The 17,589-nt window shown below is 51.5% G+C and carries 14 protein-coding genes; 1 reads left to right on the forward strand and 13 read right to left on the reverse strand.

What is annotated here, in order from left to right; all coding sequences use genetic code 11:
- Window positions 1-172: 172 nt before the first annotated feature.
- The 5 genes from JG50_RS0109700 to JG50_RS0109720 form a co-directional block, all read right to left on the reverse strand.
- Window positions 173-910 (reverse strand): MBL fold metallo-hydrolase, encoded by a 738-nt coding sequence (locus JG50_RS0109700; protein ID WP_033100932.1) that lies wholly within the window; start codon window positions 908-910, stop codon window positions 173-175.
- A gap of 293 nt (window positions 911-1,203) precedes the next feature.
- A complete protein-coding gene (locus JG50_RS0109705) occupies window positions 1,204-2,052 on the reverse strand; it encodes a bactofilin family protein (RefSeq protein WP_033100933.1) in 849 nt (282 codons plus the stop codon).
- Entirely contained in the window at window positions 2,049-2,582 is a 534-nt protein-coding gene (locus tag JG50_RS0109710) for an anti-sigma factor family protein (RefSeq protein ID WP_033100934.1), read from the reverse strand. The genes JG50_RS0109705 and JG50_RS0109710 overlap by 4 nt, the downstream gene beginning before the upstream one ends.
- A complete protein-coding gene (locus JG50_RS0109715; protein ID WP_052154166.1) occupies window positions 2,579-3,130 on the reverse strand; it encodes an RNA polymerase sigma factor in 552 nt (183 codons plus the stop codon). The genes JG50_RS0109710 and JG50_RS0109715 overlap by 4 nt, the downstream gene beginning before the upstream one ends.
- 333 nt (window positions 3,131-3,463) lie before the next feature.
- On the reverse strand, window positions 3,464-4,006 hold the full coding sequence (locus JG50_RS0109720; protein ID WP_052154167.1) for an undecaprenyl-diphosphatase: 543 nt from the start codon (window positions 4,004-4,006) through the stop codon (window positions 3,464-3,466).
- A gap of 243 nt (window positions 4,007-4,249) precedes the next feature.
- On the opposite strand from JG50_RS0109720, the gene JG50_RS0109730 reads away from it, so the two are divergent.
- Window positions 4,250-4,939, forward strand: coding sequence for a phosphatase PAP2 family protein (locus JG50_RS0109730; protein ID WP_052154168.1), 690 nt, complete (start codon window positions 4,250-4,252; stop codon window positions 4,937-4,939).
- A gap of 251 nt (window positions 4,940-5,190) precedes the next feature.
- Here JG50_RS0109730 and JG50_RS0109735 read toward each other — a convergent pair whose 3' ends face one another.
- The 8 genes from JG50_RS0109735 to JG50_RS0109770 all read right to left on the reverse strand — a co-directional run bounded on the left by JG50_RS0109735 (window position 5,191) and on the right by JG50_RS0109770 (window position 17,483).
- Window positions 5,191-6,771, reverse strand: coding sequence for a SagB family peptide dehydrogenase (locus JG50_RS0109735; protein WP_033100937.1), 1,581 nt, complete (start codon window positions 6,769-6,771; stop codon window positions 5,191-5,193).
- A 22-nt stretch (window positions 6,772-6,793) separates the two neighbouring features.
- The gene (locus JG50_RS0109740) at window positions 6,794-8,737 is read right to left on the reverse strand and encodes a TOMM precursor leader peptide-binding protein (RefSeq protein WP_033100938.1); all 1,944 of its coding nucleotides are present in this window, start codon (window positions 8,735-8,737) and stop codon (window positions 6,794-6,796) included.
- A complete protein-coding gene (locus JG50_RS0109745; protein WP_052154169.1) occupies window positions 8,734-10,590 on the reverse strand; it encodes a putative thiazole-containing bacteriocin maturation protein in 1,857 nt (618 codons plus the stop codon). The genes JG50_RS0109740 and JG50_RS0109745 overlap by 4 nt, the downstream gene beginning before the upstream one ends.
- A gap of 285 nt (window positions 10,591-10,875) precedes the next feature.
- Complete coding sequence (gene iolB / locus JG50_RS0109750; RefSeq protein ID WP_033100939.1) at window positions 10,876-11,679, reverse strand: 5-deoxy-glucuronate isomerase; 804 nt, start codon at window positions 11,677-11,679, stop codon at window positions 10,876-10,878.
- 297 nt (window positions 11,680-11,976) lie between these two features.
- Window positions 11,977-12,429 carry a GNAT family N-acetyltransferase gene (locus JG50_RS18200; protein WP_235281653.1) on the reverse strand — a complete coding sequence of 151 codons (453 nt, stop codon included), beginning with the start codon at window positions 12,427-12,429 and terminating at the stop codon, window positions 11,977-11,979.
- A gap of 112 nt (window positions 12,430-12,541) precedes the next feature.
- Complete coding sequence (locus JG50_RS18205) at window positions 12,542-15,268, reverse strand: phosphoenolpyruvate synthase (protein WP_235281655.1); 2,727 nt, start codon at window positions 15,266-15,268, stop codon at window positions 12,542-12,544.
- An 87-nt stretch (window positions 15,269-15,355) separates the two neighbouring features.
- Window positions 15,356-15,973, reverse strand: a complete 618-nt coding sequence (locus JG50_RS0109765; protein ID WP_033100940.1) for a TetR/AcrR family transcriptional regulator — start codon at window positions 15,971-15,973, stop codon at window positions 15,356-15,358.
- Between the two features lie 274 nt (window positions 15,974-16,247).
- Window positions 16,248-17,483 carry a CynX/NimT family MFS transporter gene (locus JG50_RS0109770; protein WP_052154170.1) on the reverse strand — a complete coding sequence of 412 codons (1,236 nt, stop codon included), beginning with the start codon at window positions 17,481-17,483 and terminating at the stop codon, window positions 16,248-16,250.
- Window positions 17,484-17,589: the final 106 nt, after the last annotated feature.

The following is a 17,589-nucleotide window of genomic DNA, read 5'->3' on the forward strand; positions in this document are numbered from 1 at the left end:
CTCTCTCCGTGATTATAATCAATAAGTCCGAGATCATCAATTTGGAAACGGTGGAAATACATTACATTAAGTCTTTCAACAATTTGTACTTATCGTAAACAAGCTTCGCTCCCGGACCATCGGTCTGCAAAGATTGGCTGGTTCTGCATCGGTTTGCCGGATGAATCCAATGCTACAAAGCATCATCCTGAATCAGTTGTTTCAACGCATTTTTAATATCGCCATGGAATGTGCCTCCGTGATAACAGATCAGATGATCAATGTCGTAGTCAAGCAATCGCCGGACAGAACGCAGCGCTTCTTCCATATCCAACGTGTACTGCGGATTTGCAATGTTCAGCCTTCCGTGTTCCACCACAACGGCGTCTCCGGCGATCATCGTTTTGCTGAACAGCAAATACAGCGAGATATGCCCCGGCATGTGACCCGGCGTATGGACAATCTCAATGCCGCCGCACCAGGGCAATCGCTCACCAGCCACGACCGTACGGTCAACTGTTGCCGGCTCATAAGTTTGCAAAAAGGAAATGAATCGTTCAGCATCAGCCTTCTCTTCATTTTTGATAACGGCAAGCATGGCTTCTGCTTGTTCGAGTCGCAGAGACTTTTTCTTTCCTTCGATGTAAGGCCGTTCCAGTTCATGCGCAATAATTTCAATGTGCGGATACTTTTTCTTCAGACCGGACAATGCCCCCGCATGATCAAGATCATGATGTGTCACAATGACCCTGGTCAGGCCCGATAACGAAACACCGACTTGTTCCGCCGCCTTTTCAAGATGATCCCCGGAATTTGGATACCCGCAATCAATCAGAATCATTTCATGCTCATCCTGAATCAGAACCGGTGTATAAACTTGCTTCAGTCCGTCATTTTCAAATTCGATCTCAAGCAAATGGACTTGATGCATCCTGACTCCCTCCGACCTGAGAACTTGGCAAGACCCGCTTTTCTTGCTTCAGCCTCTTAAACATTCCCACCCTTTTTATTAAAACAAACCTGACATTTAAATATTCTCTTTAAATCCATATTAAGGATATTCAAGATCCATATCATCTCCCCCTTTTGGTAGCCGAAGTCCATCCGTCCGGCCCGCGAAGTAAAATTCGATCGGATCACTTTCTGAGGCGTATGGAGATATGTCATCGGAAATAAAAAAGCATCCGGATAAATGTTGCGATCCCGGATGCTTTTTTAACGCTTCTATTTGAACAACATCTTCTTTTTTTCCCACAGCCAGGTAGTCAGAAGTCCCAAAGCCAGCCAATAAAGCCCCAGGAAAATGAAAAAACCGATCAGGGGAAAATTGAGCAGAGCCACGATCAATACCGACCCGATCGCTGCATTTAACCATGGTTGCCGTTCATGTGCAGACGGAAACTGCCCCCCGATCATCATGGAAACGGCAGTCAAACCGATCACCGTAAAAACGATGACCAAAAGGAACAAAGCCAGCGCGAGCGGCAGTCCGATGATACTGAGGATAAGCACGCTTCCCACGGCAACAAGCAGGAGACCGGCAGCAAATCCGATCAGCATCAGCCTCTTAAAATCCAGCCGGATGGGCTGAATAAACGCTTCCATCCTCTTTTGCCAAAATACCGCGGCACCGATGGAGAGAAGGATGAGGACCAAGCTCAGTGACAATTGGAAAAACCATAAGCCAAACAGGGTGGTGCCGGTGATCAGCAAACTGTTCACAATCTGGTTGTTCGTCCCGATGTGAAATAAACTGTCAGTGGTAATCGTTCCCGGCTCTTGTGTGACAGAACCGCCGATTACCAAGATGAAATCCCGTACCCGGGCACTTTTTTGAAGATGGAGGTTGCCGCCGATGACGACTACCTCATGCACTCTTCCGGCAATGGTCACATTTCCGCCAAGGTCGACCACGTGTTCAATCGACTCCTGCGGTCCGATCGTGATATTATCATCGGAGAAAAGTGTATTTCCCGGTTGAAAAACCGGATGGAGTGCGTTCGCGCTGGCCGGCAGAGCCCACACCAGAATACATAGACAGAGGGACAACAACAGAAGCACTTTTTGTTTCATGACCATAGTTCCACCTTTTTCGAGCTTAACAGTTGCCACAGACACCATCCGAAAAGCGGGATGACCAGCAAGGAAGTGACGGAAACAATGGTTCCAATATAGGGGAGAGCCGTAATCAACGTCAACACCGCATGCGACAAGCCCACGAAAAAGCTGAGGAATTGAAAGGACAACAGAAACGCAAATGCTGACATCAGCACGCCGTCGGCGATAAACAAAAGCAAGATGCTGGCAATCACACCCCGTTGCAACGCCCGATTGGAAAACAGGGACGGTCTTCTTCTTGTATCTTCCCTGCTGATCATGACCTGCTCCCGCTGATCAATGGTCAACATGATTTTATTGGTAAAAGCTTCCGGAATCTCGATCTCTTCCAGAGACTGCGCCAAAAGCATTTTCATCTCCATTAACCGATCTAGAGCATCCCGGCAATCGGAGCATGTTTGCAGATGTTTCTCCACTTCTTCTTTTTCGCTTGCTGGCAGTTCATGATCCATATAAGCAGAGAGCATCTCTTTCACATGATTCACTTTAAACCCCCCTCTTTTTCCAATTCCGCGCGTAAAGAAAGGCGCGCGTTATGTATGCGAGACTTGACGGTCCCTTCCGGAACACCGATGATTTCGCTGATCTCCCGATAGGACAAGCCCTGAATCTCCCTCAACACCAGAATCGTACGGTGCTCCAGAGTCAACCTTTGGAGGGCGCGTTTTAAATCGAGCTGCACTTGTTTCTGCTCAATCTGGTTTCCCGAATGACTGATCCGGTCTCTCTGTTCATGAATCCATTCCCTGATCACCCGCCTCTGTTTTTCTCTTTGTTTGATCCGGTCTTGACACAGATTATAAACGATCCGGCTTAACCAAGCTGTAAACGCATAGGCGCTTTCCAGTTGATTCATGGAAAAAAAGGCCTTAATAAAAGCTTCTTGTGCAATGTCTTCCGCATCTTCCCTATCCTTAAGCATAGCATAGGCCTGATAAAAAACCTGACGCTTATATCGGTCCACCAGCCGGGCAAATGCCTGTTTATCTCCCTGTTTCACCTGTTTGATAAGTTGGGTTAAACTTTGATCCACCACACTCCCTCCACTCTTACCTCCATTCCCGTTCCGGTCATCCTTTTCTTTTAACGTAAAGACAGTACATCAAGCAAAAAAGTTCACACTGGCAACTCACCTGGCAAAAAAAAGGATCTACGAGAATTATCCCCTGCAAATCCGTACTGCATGAATACCACCCAGGTACACAGACCGGCACAACCGGGAGATAAAAGTTCCCGGTACACTCAAGTCTCCTTGAAAATCTTGGGGAATCAGGAGAAAAGCGCGCACCATGACCGGACTGCAATGCACTTCACGGAAAAAGCCTGGTTCAAATCCAGAACCAGGCCGTTGACATCCCGTTTTTGATCAGGCTGCTTCTTCTTTTTCTTTTACCATTGAAGGAAGATAACGTTTGACCAGTTTGGTTCCCGCCTGATGGACGATAATCGCACTCACAACGCCGACTGCCAGACCTCCCAGAACATCCGTCGGATAATGATGTCCTACATAAATGCGGGAGAACCCGATCAGCAAAGCCAACAGAAACATAGGCACCCCAGCTTTTCTGCTAAAGAACCAAAGCGCCATCGCAATCGCCACCGCTCCGGCCGTATGGTCGCTGGGAAAAGAGGCGTTGGGATCGTGAGGCAATAACAAATGGACATGGTGAGTGACAAACGGACGCGGCCGATTATATATAACTCCGATTAAAAAATTCACCGCCATCGCCACACAGGGTGACACAAAACCAAATACGGCGGCCAGGCGCGTAGCTGGACGAAGTGCCATGATCACGACGACGAGCACACAAACGTAGGGACCATAAGAGCTGAGCGCCTCAAAAACATGGTCCTGCACTGCGTTATGCCCCGCCAATCCATTGATATATTGAAACAGTCTGTAATCCAAAGCCAACCTCTCCTTCTTTTTTCTTTCCGTTTGTACATCTGCAAAGACACCAAATGAACAAAATAAGTTCACGTGAAAACAAAAAAATTCTTCCGATTGATGACAGGCATGGTTTCTGTCCCGGGATTATTGCAAAAAAGAGGAATTTCTTCATGAAAACGGGTTAAGTATGAACTTTTTATCTTTCGCCGGTGTCCTTTGTCTACAGTAAGAACATATAAAATGCAAGAAGGTTGATCAGCGATGGCCAAATCGGATAAAATCCTCATCAGTTTCCTCTCTTCGCTCAGCAAAAAGAAAAAGCAGTTCCTCTGGGAAATGCTGATGTTCATGTCGCTCTTGGGAACTTTTGCCGCATTATCTGAAGATCTCATACACGGTAAATTAAAGCTGTTTGACACCATCATTGGTGAGTGGATCTACCGCTTTACCGAACCGGGAGTAACAACAGCAGCAGTCTGGATTACCACTCTGGGCTCGGCCTTTGTAGAGGTTCCTTTGTTATTGGGAACAGTGGCCTGGCTGCTCTTCCGCTCCAAAAAGCACTGGCAAGCCGTGATGTTGGCGATCAGCCTGTCCGGGAGCGAATTATTAAACCTCTTCCTGAAAGAGATATTTCACCGTTCCCGCCCTACGCTCCCGCATCTGGTCGAAGCCGGCGGATACAGTTTTCCCAGCGGGCACGCGATGGCAGCCGCCTCGTTTTACGGCATGCTGGGCTATTGCATCTGGCGAAGCCGGCAAAAGCAAGGGAAATGTTCTTGGCCTTTGCCGGCCTTTACAGGAATGCTCATTTTTTTGATTGGCTTGAGCCGGGTTTATCTGCGGGTTCATTTTCCCAGTGATGTCATCGCCGGTTTTGGCGCCGGAGGAGCATGGCTGATCATTTGTATCATGGTTTGGCAAACAATCGACAATCACAGCCACAGCTGAACCGGTGTTCCTCTTGGTTAGCGACAAGGAGAGAAAGCGCAAAAAAGTGAAGGGAGAACCGGGAGGCCCGGGAATGTGGATTGGCACAAAACTTTGGCCGTCATCAACGCCGGAGAACCGCACACAAAGGATTAAACGGAAAACATGACGCGACGAGTGCAAGCCATCTTTGCAATCTCTGCGATAAAGCTATGTCCTGGCATAACCTGCCGCAGGCATATATTCCTGTGCAATTCTTCTCCTATTCTTCTCTAAGCATGAAGATTTCCTTGCAGTTGCGGATGAGGACGGACAGGACCGACCGGAATCTGCAACAGGCATGTTTCTCCTCGCGATTTCATCCCGTAAAGCCCGTCACTAAGGTTCACATCAAATCCGAGAAGCGGATGTCCTCCCATCCCGAGCGCCGACGCCGCCAACAATAATCGCTGCATCAGCATGCCCGCTTCCATCTGTTGGATGCGATATCCCCTGTATCCAAGTGCCTCCTTCAAATGATTCCGGTCTCCGGTCACATGCAGGCAGAGGGGAACCTGGAACAGATTGACATTGTGCAAGGTCATTCCCTGTTGCAAACTGAACCGATGATCTCCGGGCTGCAGCAATTGCAAAGCATGAGCCTCGCTGTCATAGCGATAGGCACCATCCGGGATGCCTTCAACGCCATAAAAACAGCCTGCAAGCGAGATACGAGGCCTGGCTTTTTCCTGTGATGCATCCAAATCATTGCGATAGGCGAAGGAAACGGTTGCCTCTTTAAGCAGAGAAGCCAGTTGATGTTGGCACACTTTGCCCAAAAAGAAATCCATGCCAGGTGAGTACCGCTTTCGGCAGGCCGCTGCCAGATCATATGACAATCGGTCCGCCTCAGGCAAAGTGAGTGACGGCCCCTCACCGCTGACGCGCTTCCCGCCGGCCGGCCGTTGAAACGACGGCATGGTTTCCAACATCGCCGCCTGATTCATCTTCACCAGCATCGGATACGGTTTTACCTTCCGCGAGCGAATGAAAAGCCGGTGCCGTATTTCCGGCAATTCCCGGCACAATTCCCTGTCCCTGACCTGCCCGTCTCCGTCCGATCCCCCGGCAAACCAAGCGTCCACCGGCTGCAGTGACAGCGGAATCACGGCATATACACTTTCCTCTTGTTCACTTAACCCGAGCAGATGGTTCACAGCCCGATCGAGAAATTGGAAGCAGACGCCGGAGACGAAGCCGAACCGTTTTGCCAATTCCAGCAACTGACCGATCAGTGCGCCGGCATCCAACCCTTGCAGCCGATAGGAAAAGTAATTGTATTTAAAAAAATTTTTCCAAAAGACGGCTGAAACAAAAACCGTGGCAAAACATGACGACCAATCGCAGCGGTTGCCGAGCGCCCGGAGCAAATAGGAATCAAAATTCCCCTCGCGCAACAAGACAAGCCGGTGATGTGCCACATCATAATGGTAGATTCCGTCCGGCACCTCTTCCATCTTCAAATAGAGATACAATTCGTTTGGATACAACGCCCCTCCTGAGGGAACAAACCGGCGGCTGCGGTGCATCGGTCCCCGGCCTTTTCCCGTGGAATCGAGTGCATAAGCAGGCTGGGAACATTGGGTGAGCCCGTATCCATACCAGAGAAAATGTCCCATTTCGCGAAGACGGGGCTGCACGGGCGCTTCTCCTCCGATGAGCGACAGCGGAACTTCCGATGACAGGGGGATCGCAGGCAAATCCTGATAAAGTTTATAGGGAAGCGGTGCATCCTCCCAGTCCACCTTACAGTCCGGCGGCCTGACTTTGTCGACATCAAAATGCAGCGACTGCAGAAACTCATCCAGATTCATCCTTATCTCTCCCGAATGCGGTTTATGGAAACGGATGCGGATGCGGATTGAGCTGATCAGGGGTCAGCCGCCGTTTGGCATACCCCAGTTCGGCCGGAACCTGCAATACCCTATCCAACCCGGTCAAGCGCACCAGATGATGCCCGAACGTGATCGGCAACATTCCCGGAATCAGCACTTTCACGCAAAACAGGCCATTGCGCCTTAATTCCGGTGTCGTTTGGTCGACCACAATCACATCAAGATTCACGCGGCGAAGCTTTTTTATTATCCTCTTCAGATCATCAGTCAAATCCGGATACCACTCCTCCCGTTGGAATTCCTCAGCAAATGTTCGCAGCGGCCGATTTTCATCCAGCAAAAACCGCAGGCGCTCTTCCGCTTCGGGCAGCCCGTAAAGCAGGGAATGATCCTCCATCTGTTGCACCAGGTAAGGATCGCGATACATTCGCATGCACTTGTCACGGTTCGCTTCCAGCTTCTCATCCAGATTGAGCATCATGCCTGCCAGCTCGTGAATCGCGCTTTTTGCTGCCCGGACCGGATCCGGATGGGCGCCGGCCGCACAGAGGAGATTCATGCCCTTTGGTTTCCGGTTTTTGGCCAATGCCCACACACCGGGAATCCCGTGTTCCATCGTCGCGTTAAACAGATGGACATCATACCCGGCCACCGCTCTGATGCGATCGACCATTAATCGCAATTCCCGATCCTCCGCAGAATACGGATCAAGACGCGGGAGCGGCAATTGCGCGTACCAGGTAATCAGGAATGAATCGCGTTCGACCACTTCCAAAATGCCGTAAAAGATCGCCTCTTCCAAACTTCCGCCCACAGCGCACCCGTTGGACGTTTCATAAACAAAGCCATCCTCAAAGCCCAGGCTGTAATAGGCAAGCAGTTTTGGCACGAGAATCGGACGTTCCTCGGTAAATGAATAGCCCCATACCCAATCCATCGAACGGTCAGGATCAAACGGTTTAAAGGGAAAAATCAGCTCCTCATATTGTTCCGGCGCGTGCACCCCCACCTTCAGCGGATTGAGCGCCTGACTTTCCAGATTGCGGTAACTGTCATGAACTGTCATCCGTTTGCCACGGGGGGTGATGCCGCAATACCGCTCCAGGCTCTCCAAAATCGCCGTCATTTCGCTCTCCGCATAGGAATGGGTCCGGCCTGCCGATGTCTCATCTCCCCGGAGCAAGGGCATGTTTACCCCCACAACTGCGAACGGCGTGACAGAATCGATCATTTTTCCATTAAAGAGACCGGTACGGTGATCCAGATAGTCCCTGGCCAGACATTCCTTCAGATCATCAAGCGAACGGCAGCGGTAACTGTCCGCGCTGATTTTCGGATTCGGTTTCAGGGAAAGGCGCGCCGCAGCCGGGGAATCATCGGGCAATCGACTGCAAACCGGGCACAGCGGGTCGGGATGGAAAAAGTGACGAGAGCTTTGGAGCGTTCTCAGATTGAGCAAATAGAGATGTTCTTGTAAATGGGACTCTTTTCCTTGCAAAACTCTGTGTGTTTCCTCCGTCAGAACGTGAACCATCTGCAACAGGGCGGAGCGCGATGCCCATGCGTCACGTTTAAGTCCCCCGATGTCTGCAAGGCGTTGCTGAAGTTCCAATATCTCAGTGCGATCCGTTCTCGCCATCATCCTCCTTGCATCAGCGCAGCGGGTACATCCCGGCACACCCGGGCGAACCAGCGGCCCGACCACACCTTCGCCAAAGAAAGCGAAGCCGCGCAACCAGGAAATCCCGGCAGATGAAAACACCTCCTCGGCCACGGCATAAACGGAGGGATCCCAGGAATCGTGCAGCATCAAAGCCATCTCTGCTGTTTCCGGCACGCCTGTTGTTAAATTGCTTTTCCGAACGATCCGGTATCGGAGTGAGATCTCTTCACACACCATGTCCGCCAAAAGTCCATCTCCGACTACCAACACCACCGCGCTCATCTTGTCTCCCCCCTCCTTAGCAACACGCCAAACACTCCTGCCAGTGCTTTCTGTAAAAAGGGTTCCAGTGCCAAATCCAAGACGAAAACCTCCCAGCCGTTCTGTGTCAGAATCTGAGAGGCAGATTGCCACAATTGTGATGAGGATTCCCCGCAGGAAGGCAACCGCAGGTGATGCGGTTCCTGATCCCGTAATAGGACAGATGAAACTTCTGCTGTTTTGATTCCCCCGCACTCCGTTTGATTTTGTTCTCTTTGCACGGCCTGTTGCAATGCCGTTCGCAAGGCCATGGTCTCATTCAAGCCGGCACTGCCAATCCATCTGCCTCCCGTACCGATCCAAACCACCGGAAGCCCGCATACGCTTTCGCCCAAACCGATCACCTCTTCCCCGTGCAAGGTTGTCAATGCTTGCAAAAAAAACTGGGAGCGTTCATCGCTGACCTCCGGCAACTGCACTGGAACAACAACAGGCCGCCGTTCCATCAGTTGCTTCACCAGTTCATCAGCCAGGCACTTTTGCAATCCGCGACAGAACGCTTCGGCAACGGTTGTTCCTGCGCCGACACCGACAAATTCCTGCGGCTGGATGATGCCATCCTTTACGAGCAAACCGGTCATTTGAGATACATATGCCTCGACTCCGGCCAAACCGGCTTCCCTTCGCGCTTCTTCATGCGTCAGCCCGGAACAGATGATTTCCGGCAAGAGTTCTGCCGGCCCGTCCGACAGCGGATTCACCGCCTGGATGCGGCACTGGGACAACGGAAGCTGTTTCAGGTCTCCTTCTCCCCAAACGTGGAAAATTCCCGATTCCACCGATGTCAGGTGATTGAAATAAGAAAACAAATCCGTTCCTGCCCCGCTGCCCGCACTCTCTTCCAGCTGCTGAACAGGCTCCTGAACCCATGTTGGTTCCCTGTGTCCGGCCACCAATGGATGGGGGAAAAACGAGTGCCAGCTTCCTTCCAATGTATCCGGATTCAGCAAAAATAATTTATTTTTCTCTTCCGCCTGAGCCACGCCGGTAACAGTTTTGAACAAGGCGAACACGATCACATTGGCCAACAGCGCCCCGGCGGTCGACGGGAATGCATTTTGCCCAGTTTCTTTGCCAATCGCGTTCCGGTGCAGACGCCGCCACGCCGATTCCCAACATCCCTCCGCGCCCGGTTCCACCACCGGCCCCGCCATCCCGAACCGGGCAAAACCGACGGCCGGGAGAAACACTTTTTTCTCCTCCCGGCAAATGGCATGAAGCAGCCGCAGTTTATCAAGCCCTCTTCCTGGCGACACGTATAAAACATAATCAAACGGATCCACCGCTTCCCGCCAGAAATCCGGCCCCTCCTTGTCCCGGCAAATTTCCTCCAGTTCCACCTCAGGGTCGGTTTTGCGGGCATGCGACGCCAATTCAAACAAGCGCTCGCGATTGGTTGGATGTGAGCCGGTTACCAGCAGACGCAACCGGGGCAATCCGGATTCCAGCAAGGCCTGCGTTAATGAGGCCAACATCGGGCCGCAGCCGACTGCCAACACTTTGGCCCGGCGATAGGACTCAAAACGGGAAGCGCCGGAGTCGGCCAACGTATCCAGAAATTCAATCTGCGAAGCAAATTTTTGCCGCACTTCATCGGTTAATTGGTGCGGACGATCTTCGCTCACATCCCGCACAAAGCCGTTTTGGCACAATACTTCCGCTATTTCATACACCCGGTTTCCGCATCTCCAGCACCTTTGTGATACTTCCGCATCATAATAATAGGGATATTCCGGGTATTCCCAAGTCTCCAACTCCCCGGGCTTAAAACTGTCGACGCTTAATTTTTGAATTTGTTTTTTAAAATCATCCATGATCAGCAACCTCCGCTTATGCTTTGAATGCTTGCGCCGGAACATCACTGAACCGGCATCTTTTGCCTTTGCTCAAATCTGCTTCATATTTATGAAAAAGAGTCCGTTGTGGTTACGTGTCCCGGTCAGTGATTTGGTTCAATTTGTTTCCGTCATCGGGTTGTGATCATCGGGCATAAAAAAAGACTTGACTGCAAAGAGCCAAGTCTCGATCTTTCCCTTCAACTTACAGGCGAGCACGTTCTCTGCCATCTCGCACTTGAAAATAGCCGGTCGGATCCGCTTTCAATCCTGCAGCAGCCATTTATGTGCCGGCTGGTCAAAAGGTTTGAGGCGGCGTCCATCACCACCGCCAAGGAACCAGAGGTAGTAGATTTTGTAACCGCCCGCCGCGGCCACCGGATGGTATCCCTTATGCAGGGCGACCGCATCTCCGTGACGAATGATAAAGGATTCGTTTACCTCACCGTCCTCGGTGTAGACGAGCTGTACACCAAAACCTTGCTGCGGCTCCATCTGAAAATAATAGATTTCTTCCATTTTCACTTCCGTCTCGTTGTTTTCGTCATGTTTGTGCGGCGGATAGCTGGACCACCCGCCGGGTTCACCGTAGGTTTCGCCGAGCACGATCCGCTGGACGCGCCCTTCTCCATTGTCGGCGATAATGTCGTGTACCTCCCGTTTCCAAGTCTCTTTGCCACGGTGATGGACGACGATCTCTTCCGGTTCGACCAGAAACGGTTTAAATTTTTGCTCCGCCTTCACTTTGCAAACCCCGATCTGAAGCGTTCCGCCTCCGGCTTCCGTCACTGAAAACGCCGTACGGATCGGTACATAGAGAGCCGTCGCCTTTCCGGAAAACACATTTTCCCGTTGACCGACCCTATCCCATGTTAGCCCTTCCACGGTAAACGTGGCTTTTCCGCCGAGGATGACCAGCACCGTTTCATAATCTCCCGTTTCCCCGCGCCAGGTTTCTCCCCGGCCCAAACGCAGGAAATCGAAACGGTTATATTCAAGGACATCACAAGACTCATCGATCACGCTTTGATAGCCGGATTTTTCTTCGACATGGTATAACAGTTTCATTTTTCAACCTCCCGATCTCCAAACCTTTCCGGTTGCGCCATCTCTGCGGGAGAACAAAAAACACAACGTTATCATAATACATTCTAAATTATAAGAATATACTTATCAATATTAAAGACAGATATCGTCCGGCTGGCAGGAAGAGTTATTTCGCTCGGTCGGGATTTCGGCCGATCTATGGCCGCACGGATTGCTGATGCGCATATACGGCCGGATTCCCTCTTCATCTCTCATAATGCGGCTCTGTTTAAAAGCTAATCCAGTATTTTGCCCATATAATATTCGTCGACAAAACGGTCAAATCAGAGAATGTTTTCTCGTCCCTTCCCGCTGAAAACCCATTTTTTCATATAACGAGACGGCGGCAACGTTGTAGGTCATCACCGTCAATTCCAAGCGGTGGATCCGATGCTGCCGGGCCCAGTTTTCTGCGGCATGCAGCAGTTTGCTTCCCCAACCTTGACCTCTGGCTTCCCGCAACAATCCCAGCACCAGATGGGCCGTGGCTCGGTTCCGCCGAAATCCTCCGCCGAAAACTTCAATAAAACCGAAGATTTTTTCTCCTTCTTCGGCAATGAAAACCGTTTGATTGGGATGACTCAGGATTTCCTGAATCCACTTTTCCTGTTCTGCCACTTTTTCTGTTCGTTCACCCGGTTCCAGCAGCATAAATTCGGTTTCCAGGTCAAGTTGCCGGAGGAACGCCAAAAAAGAACCGGCATCCCGGCGTCTGATTTCGCGAATTTGCATCTGTCCCCCGCCCCTTCAATTTATTTTGTCCGGCCGTGGACACACCCGGCCGAAGGTTGCCGGCAAAGCCTGAACAGGAATCGAGACCCTGCTTCCTCTTTTTGCCCCTAATTCAGATTGCCAGCCGCATCAGCCGATCGTCCACGGCATCTTCTGTCAATCCGTCAGTGACTGCGGATGATCCTCCAGGATTTGCACATACCCCGATGTTCCGTCCACCCTGATGTATTATTTTCTCCGTTGCCCCTTCGACTCCGACAACAGCGGGAATGCCGTATTCGCGGGCGACCACGGCACCATGGGTCATCAAACCTCCCACTTCCATGACCAAAGCTTTGGCCGAATGGAAAAGCGGGGTCCACCCCGGATCGGTAAATGGGGCGATCAAGATTTCACCCGGCTTTAACTCCGCTGATTCCGGCTTTAAAACGACACGGGCATACCCTTCCGCCACCCCGGAGGAGACCGGTGTCCCGACCAGGGAATCTTCCGGAACCTCAATATCGTTCCTTATTCCCGTAATCACTTCCCCTTCGCTTGTCATCAACCGGGGAGGGGTCAGTTTTCGCTGCCATTCATACTCTTTTTTGCGCTGGCTGATCCTGGTTTGCACCTCGCCGGAATCTCCTTGTTCCAGGAGCAAAGTCAATTCATGGAGAGTGAGGTAAAACACGTCCGTCTCCTGCTCCAACACCCCATTTTCCGCCAGCTGGCGGGCTTCTTCCATTATCGCCCGCTTAAACAACGCGAAATGACGGATCATGGTAAACTTGTGATGCTCACGTATTCCCATCACATTGCGATATCTGCGGATCAGAAAGGACATCCACTTCGCTTTCAGCCAGCCGCCCTTCTTCTCGCGAAGCCGTCTGAGCAGTGTTTCTTCCGCTTGTTCCGCCTCGATGATCCCCTGCTTGAAGCGGGTTCGATGTTCTCCGGGTTCCACCGTTTGCAGATGGCTCAATATGGCCGGTACCAACGTGGTTGGCGCTTCATGCCAGCGCGGTCTGGTAATGTCAATCTCACCCGGACAGCGCGTCCCGTATTTATCCAAAAAATGCGCAAAGGCGGCGCAAAAATCCTCTCCACCCTCCGCTTTCCCCAGCTCATCATAAAGCGTCGCGTCCGTGGCTTTTTTCAACGCTGCGATCACTTCGGGGTACGGCCTCGCGGCATCCGCCAAATCCCCGAGTGCAAGTCCCATCTCGCTCGTCACATTGCCCGGCAGCGACCGGTTCAACAGCGGAACTTCCCGGGCATCACCGAGCCAGCGAACGGAAAAATGCTCGATCCATTTCAGTGTCACGATTCCGGTGAAAAGGTAAGGGGCGAAATGGGAAATCATCCTGAGCAACAGCGTTCCCAAATTTTCACGGATTTTTTTGATCCGCTCCGCCCCGGTGAGCGAGGCGAGTTCCTGTTTGCTCTCTTCCACCAGCCGCTCCATCATCTCGTTACATTTATCCACTGCCTTGGAGGGATCGCTGAAGAAAATAATCCGGATCACCTTGGCGAGCAAAGGCGGAATAATACGCCGGACGGTTCTGCCCACTTCCTTGTTGGGAACCGCTTCCTGCAAAAAACGTTCCCGCTGGATGACCTCGGACAACGCATAACTCATCCGTTCATCCATATTGACCATCAGCTTCGGGATGATTTTCCGGGCAACTTTGGAATATAAAACCGGAGTCAGGTCGATATAGATCCGCCCGCCTGCTTCCAAAGCGGCTGTGCTTTCCCCCGTGTGCGGATCCCGCTTTCCGAAAGGAAAAACCGTCCGCATGGTCGAAACCGCCAACGGCCGCATCGCTTCCGTCATCATCTGCTGATGACCGAAGGAGAAGAAAACGTGCAACTTTCCATCCTCTTCAACCTGCGGAACCGGAAACAAAGAGGTGATCGGGCGACTTTGCAGGATAAAAAATCTCCCGTCAGCCAGACACCATTCGATATCCTGCGGGCTTCCGTAATGGGCCTCGATTTTCTTTCCCAGCTCCGCCAACGCCAAAATATCCCGGTCAGCGAGAGCTTGTTCGTTCCGCTGCTCGTGGGGCAAGTCGCAGGTTTTGGTTCCCCCTTCCGGCAACGGGAAAATCGCTTTTTGCTTGTCGGCAATCTTTTTCCTGACGATTTTTCCGGAGCACACCTGATAGAGATCGGCAGAGACAATCCCGGAAACCAGCGCTTCTCCCAGACCGAAGCTGGCATCGATCGAAACGGTGCGGCGGTGGCCGGTAATCGGGTCAGCCGTAAATAAGATCCCGGAAACATCAGGGAATACCATTTGCTGCACGACAACTGACAACAATACGTTCCGATGATCAAAACCGTTTTTGATCCGGTAGATGATTGCCCGATCCGTGAACAGAGAAGACCAACACTGCTTTACGGCCTGAAGGAGTTGCTGTTCCCCTTTCACATTCAAATACGTTTCCTGTTGCCCGGCGAACGATGCCGTCGGCAAATCTTCCGCCGTCGCACTGGAGCGGACGGCATAGGCGGCGTCGTTCCCCGCTTCCTGCCAAGCTTCGATCAGGGCATTGCGGATCTCATCAGGAATGGGCAAGGTATGCAAATGCTCACGGATTTTTTGCCCGATTTCCCGAATTGGTTCCAGCTGTCCGGCATCCAACTGCTCCAGCTGCCGAAAATACCCATCCATTTCACTGCTTTCATGAATAAACCGCCGATAAGCAGAAGTGGTGACACAAAATCCGGCGGGAACCGGAAAACCGGCTTTAGTCAACTCCCCGAGATTTGCTCCCTTCCCCCCGACATATGGAAGACTGGCATGATCGATGTCGTGGAAGCTCAATACATATCGCTCTATCGAACTCACCCTCTTTATGTGAAGTGTATATCAGGTCAGATCGTGCCTCCCCACGTTTTTAATGGTCAGTGAGGAGTAACACTCTCCAGCCGATTCTTAAAGCCCGGCGCTTGCAAAAAAGCGCTGTCTGCCCGCATCTGTCAGGTTCCCCTCAATCATGAGCGTAGAGATGTGTCTGAATACATCCTTCAGCGTATAGGGGGTGTGGGCCAAAAATTCCGGATTGGCAACGGTTTGAATCGCATTCATGACAATCGTCACCACCAAGGTCTGGTCAAGATCGTCTCGAAAGATCCCCTGCTTCACTCCTTCCTCAAACAGGGGAATGAGCTTGTTCAAAATCACGTGTTTGCGCTGTGCCTCAAACCGGGCATAGGCATCGGGAACCGCCCGTTTCATGTCATGGAGGGCGGCAACCTCAATTCGCGAGATCCGTCCGCTGATCACAAACAACAATTTTTTGATTTGCCCGGTCAAATCCAGGGCCGGGTCTGAGGTAATCCCATCAATCTCCCGCACGATCCCACCGAAAAAACTTTCAATCACTTCATTCAGCAAATCTTCTTTGCTGGAAAAATATTTGTAGAAAGTCGATTTGCTCATTTTGAGTTCGGAGGCAAAATCCGCGATGGAGACGTTGGAATACCCTTCGGTCCAGATCTTTTTCGCGGCATAGTCCAAAATCTTCTGCTTCGCTTTCTCCTGTTTATTCATCGCGCCTTCCTTCATTCATCCAAAATTTATAGTACCATTAATACTTATATGGTACTATAAGTACCATGATAAAGCAATTTCGAACATAACTCTCCACATTCACGGCAAAAATCAAGAGGGGAACATGCCGAGGTTGAAGCCTGGCGGGCCGGCTTTCTCAAACATTTCGCTTCCCCACGCCGGGCTGTTCAACGTGATCGTCACAAGTATAGCTTTTGACTGATTACGTCTGGTGATGAGCACAAAAAAAGGCATCCCCCTCACGGGACGCCAATTACTCAGCTATCGGCCCATTTTTTTCAGAAAGTACATATTCATTGCGGCCGGCACCAATCCCCGCCAAAATCATAAGAATTGTGGCCAGCGCCAGAAGTATCAACGAAGGCTCCCAGGAATGAGTCAAATCATACCAGAAACCGAGCAGGGTGGGCCCGACGGCGGCCAGGGAGTATCCGACCGACTGAGCCATTCCGGAAAGCTTGGCCGCCTGGACGGCATCGGTGGTTCTAAGCCCCAACAGGGAGAGAGCCAAGCTGATACTCGCCCCCTGGGCAATTCCGGTCAGCACAATACTGCTGATCAGAGCGGCCGTTCCGTCAGCAAACAGGCCCGCTATTCCACCTAACTGGATCAAGCCGATCAGCACGGCAATGCCTTTTTGCTGCGGCATCCGGTCCGCAAGCACCGGAGTGAGAAATGTCGCCGGAAGGCTGACAAATTGCAAAACGGAGAGCATCCATCCCGCCATTTCTTCACTCATGCCATGGCTTTGCAAAATTTCGGGAAGCCAGGCGACGGTACAGTAAAATAAAAAAGACTGCAACCCCATGAAAAATGTCACTTTCCAAGCCAGGGGCGAACGCCACAAGGAACCGGCAGACCTCTCCGGGATCCCGGGTTGCAAGGTCGCGGCCGGTTTGCCATGGCCACGCAACTGGGGAATCCAAATGAGAACGGCAGGGACAGACAAAACGGCCCAAAACATCAGGGAATATTTCCATCCCAGATGAAACCCCTTTGCCAGGGGAATGCTCACCCCGGATGCCAGCGCCGCAAACGCGCACATGGAAGTCGAATAAACACTGGTCATCAACCCGACTTGTCCGGGAAATCGCTGCTTCACAATGCCGGGCAACAGCACATTGGCGATGGCAACGCCAATCCCCACCAAAGCTGTCCCCAAAAAAACGGCGAAGACCGTTCCCGTTGAACGGATCACAATCCCGCCGGTCAAAATGAGCAAACCGAAAAACACCGATAATTCATTTCCCCACCATTGGGAAAAGCGGGGGGCAAGCAATGAAAGAAGGGCAAAGGCAATCAGAGGGAGCGTTGTGATAAATCCCGCCATCCCGTTGGAAATGCCCAAATCTTCGCGTATCCACCCGATCAAGGGACCGACGGAAGTAATCGCCGGGCGCAAGTTCAGCGCGACAAAGATGATTCCCAAAACTAAAAGGGTTTTTCTCGCTGGCAGCTGCTGTGATTGGGTCAGAGAATATTCTTTCATCCGATAAAACTCCTTTAACGAACGATTGTCTGGACTATCTTAACACAAAATCGCCTCCGAACCCCAATCATTCTCTCCATCCTCCCAACCACCAAAGAATTGCGGT

Source organism: Thermoactinomyces daqus, from assembly GCF_000763315.1.
Classification (GTDB): Bacteria; Bacillota; Bacilli; order Thermoactinomycetales; family Thermoactinomycetaceae; genus Thermoactinomyces_A; species Thermoactinomyces_A daqus.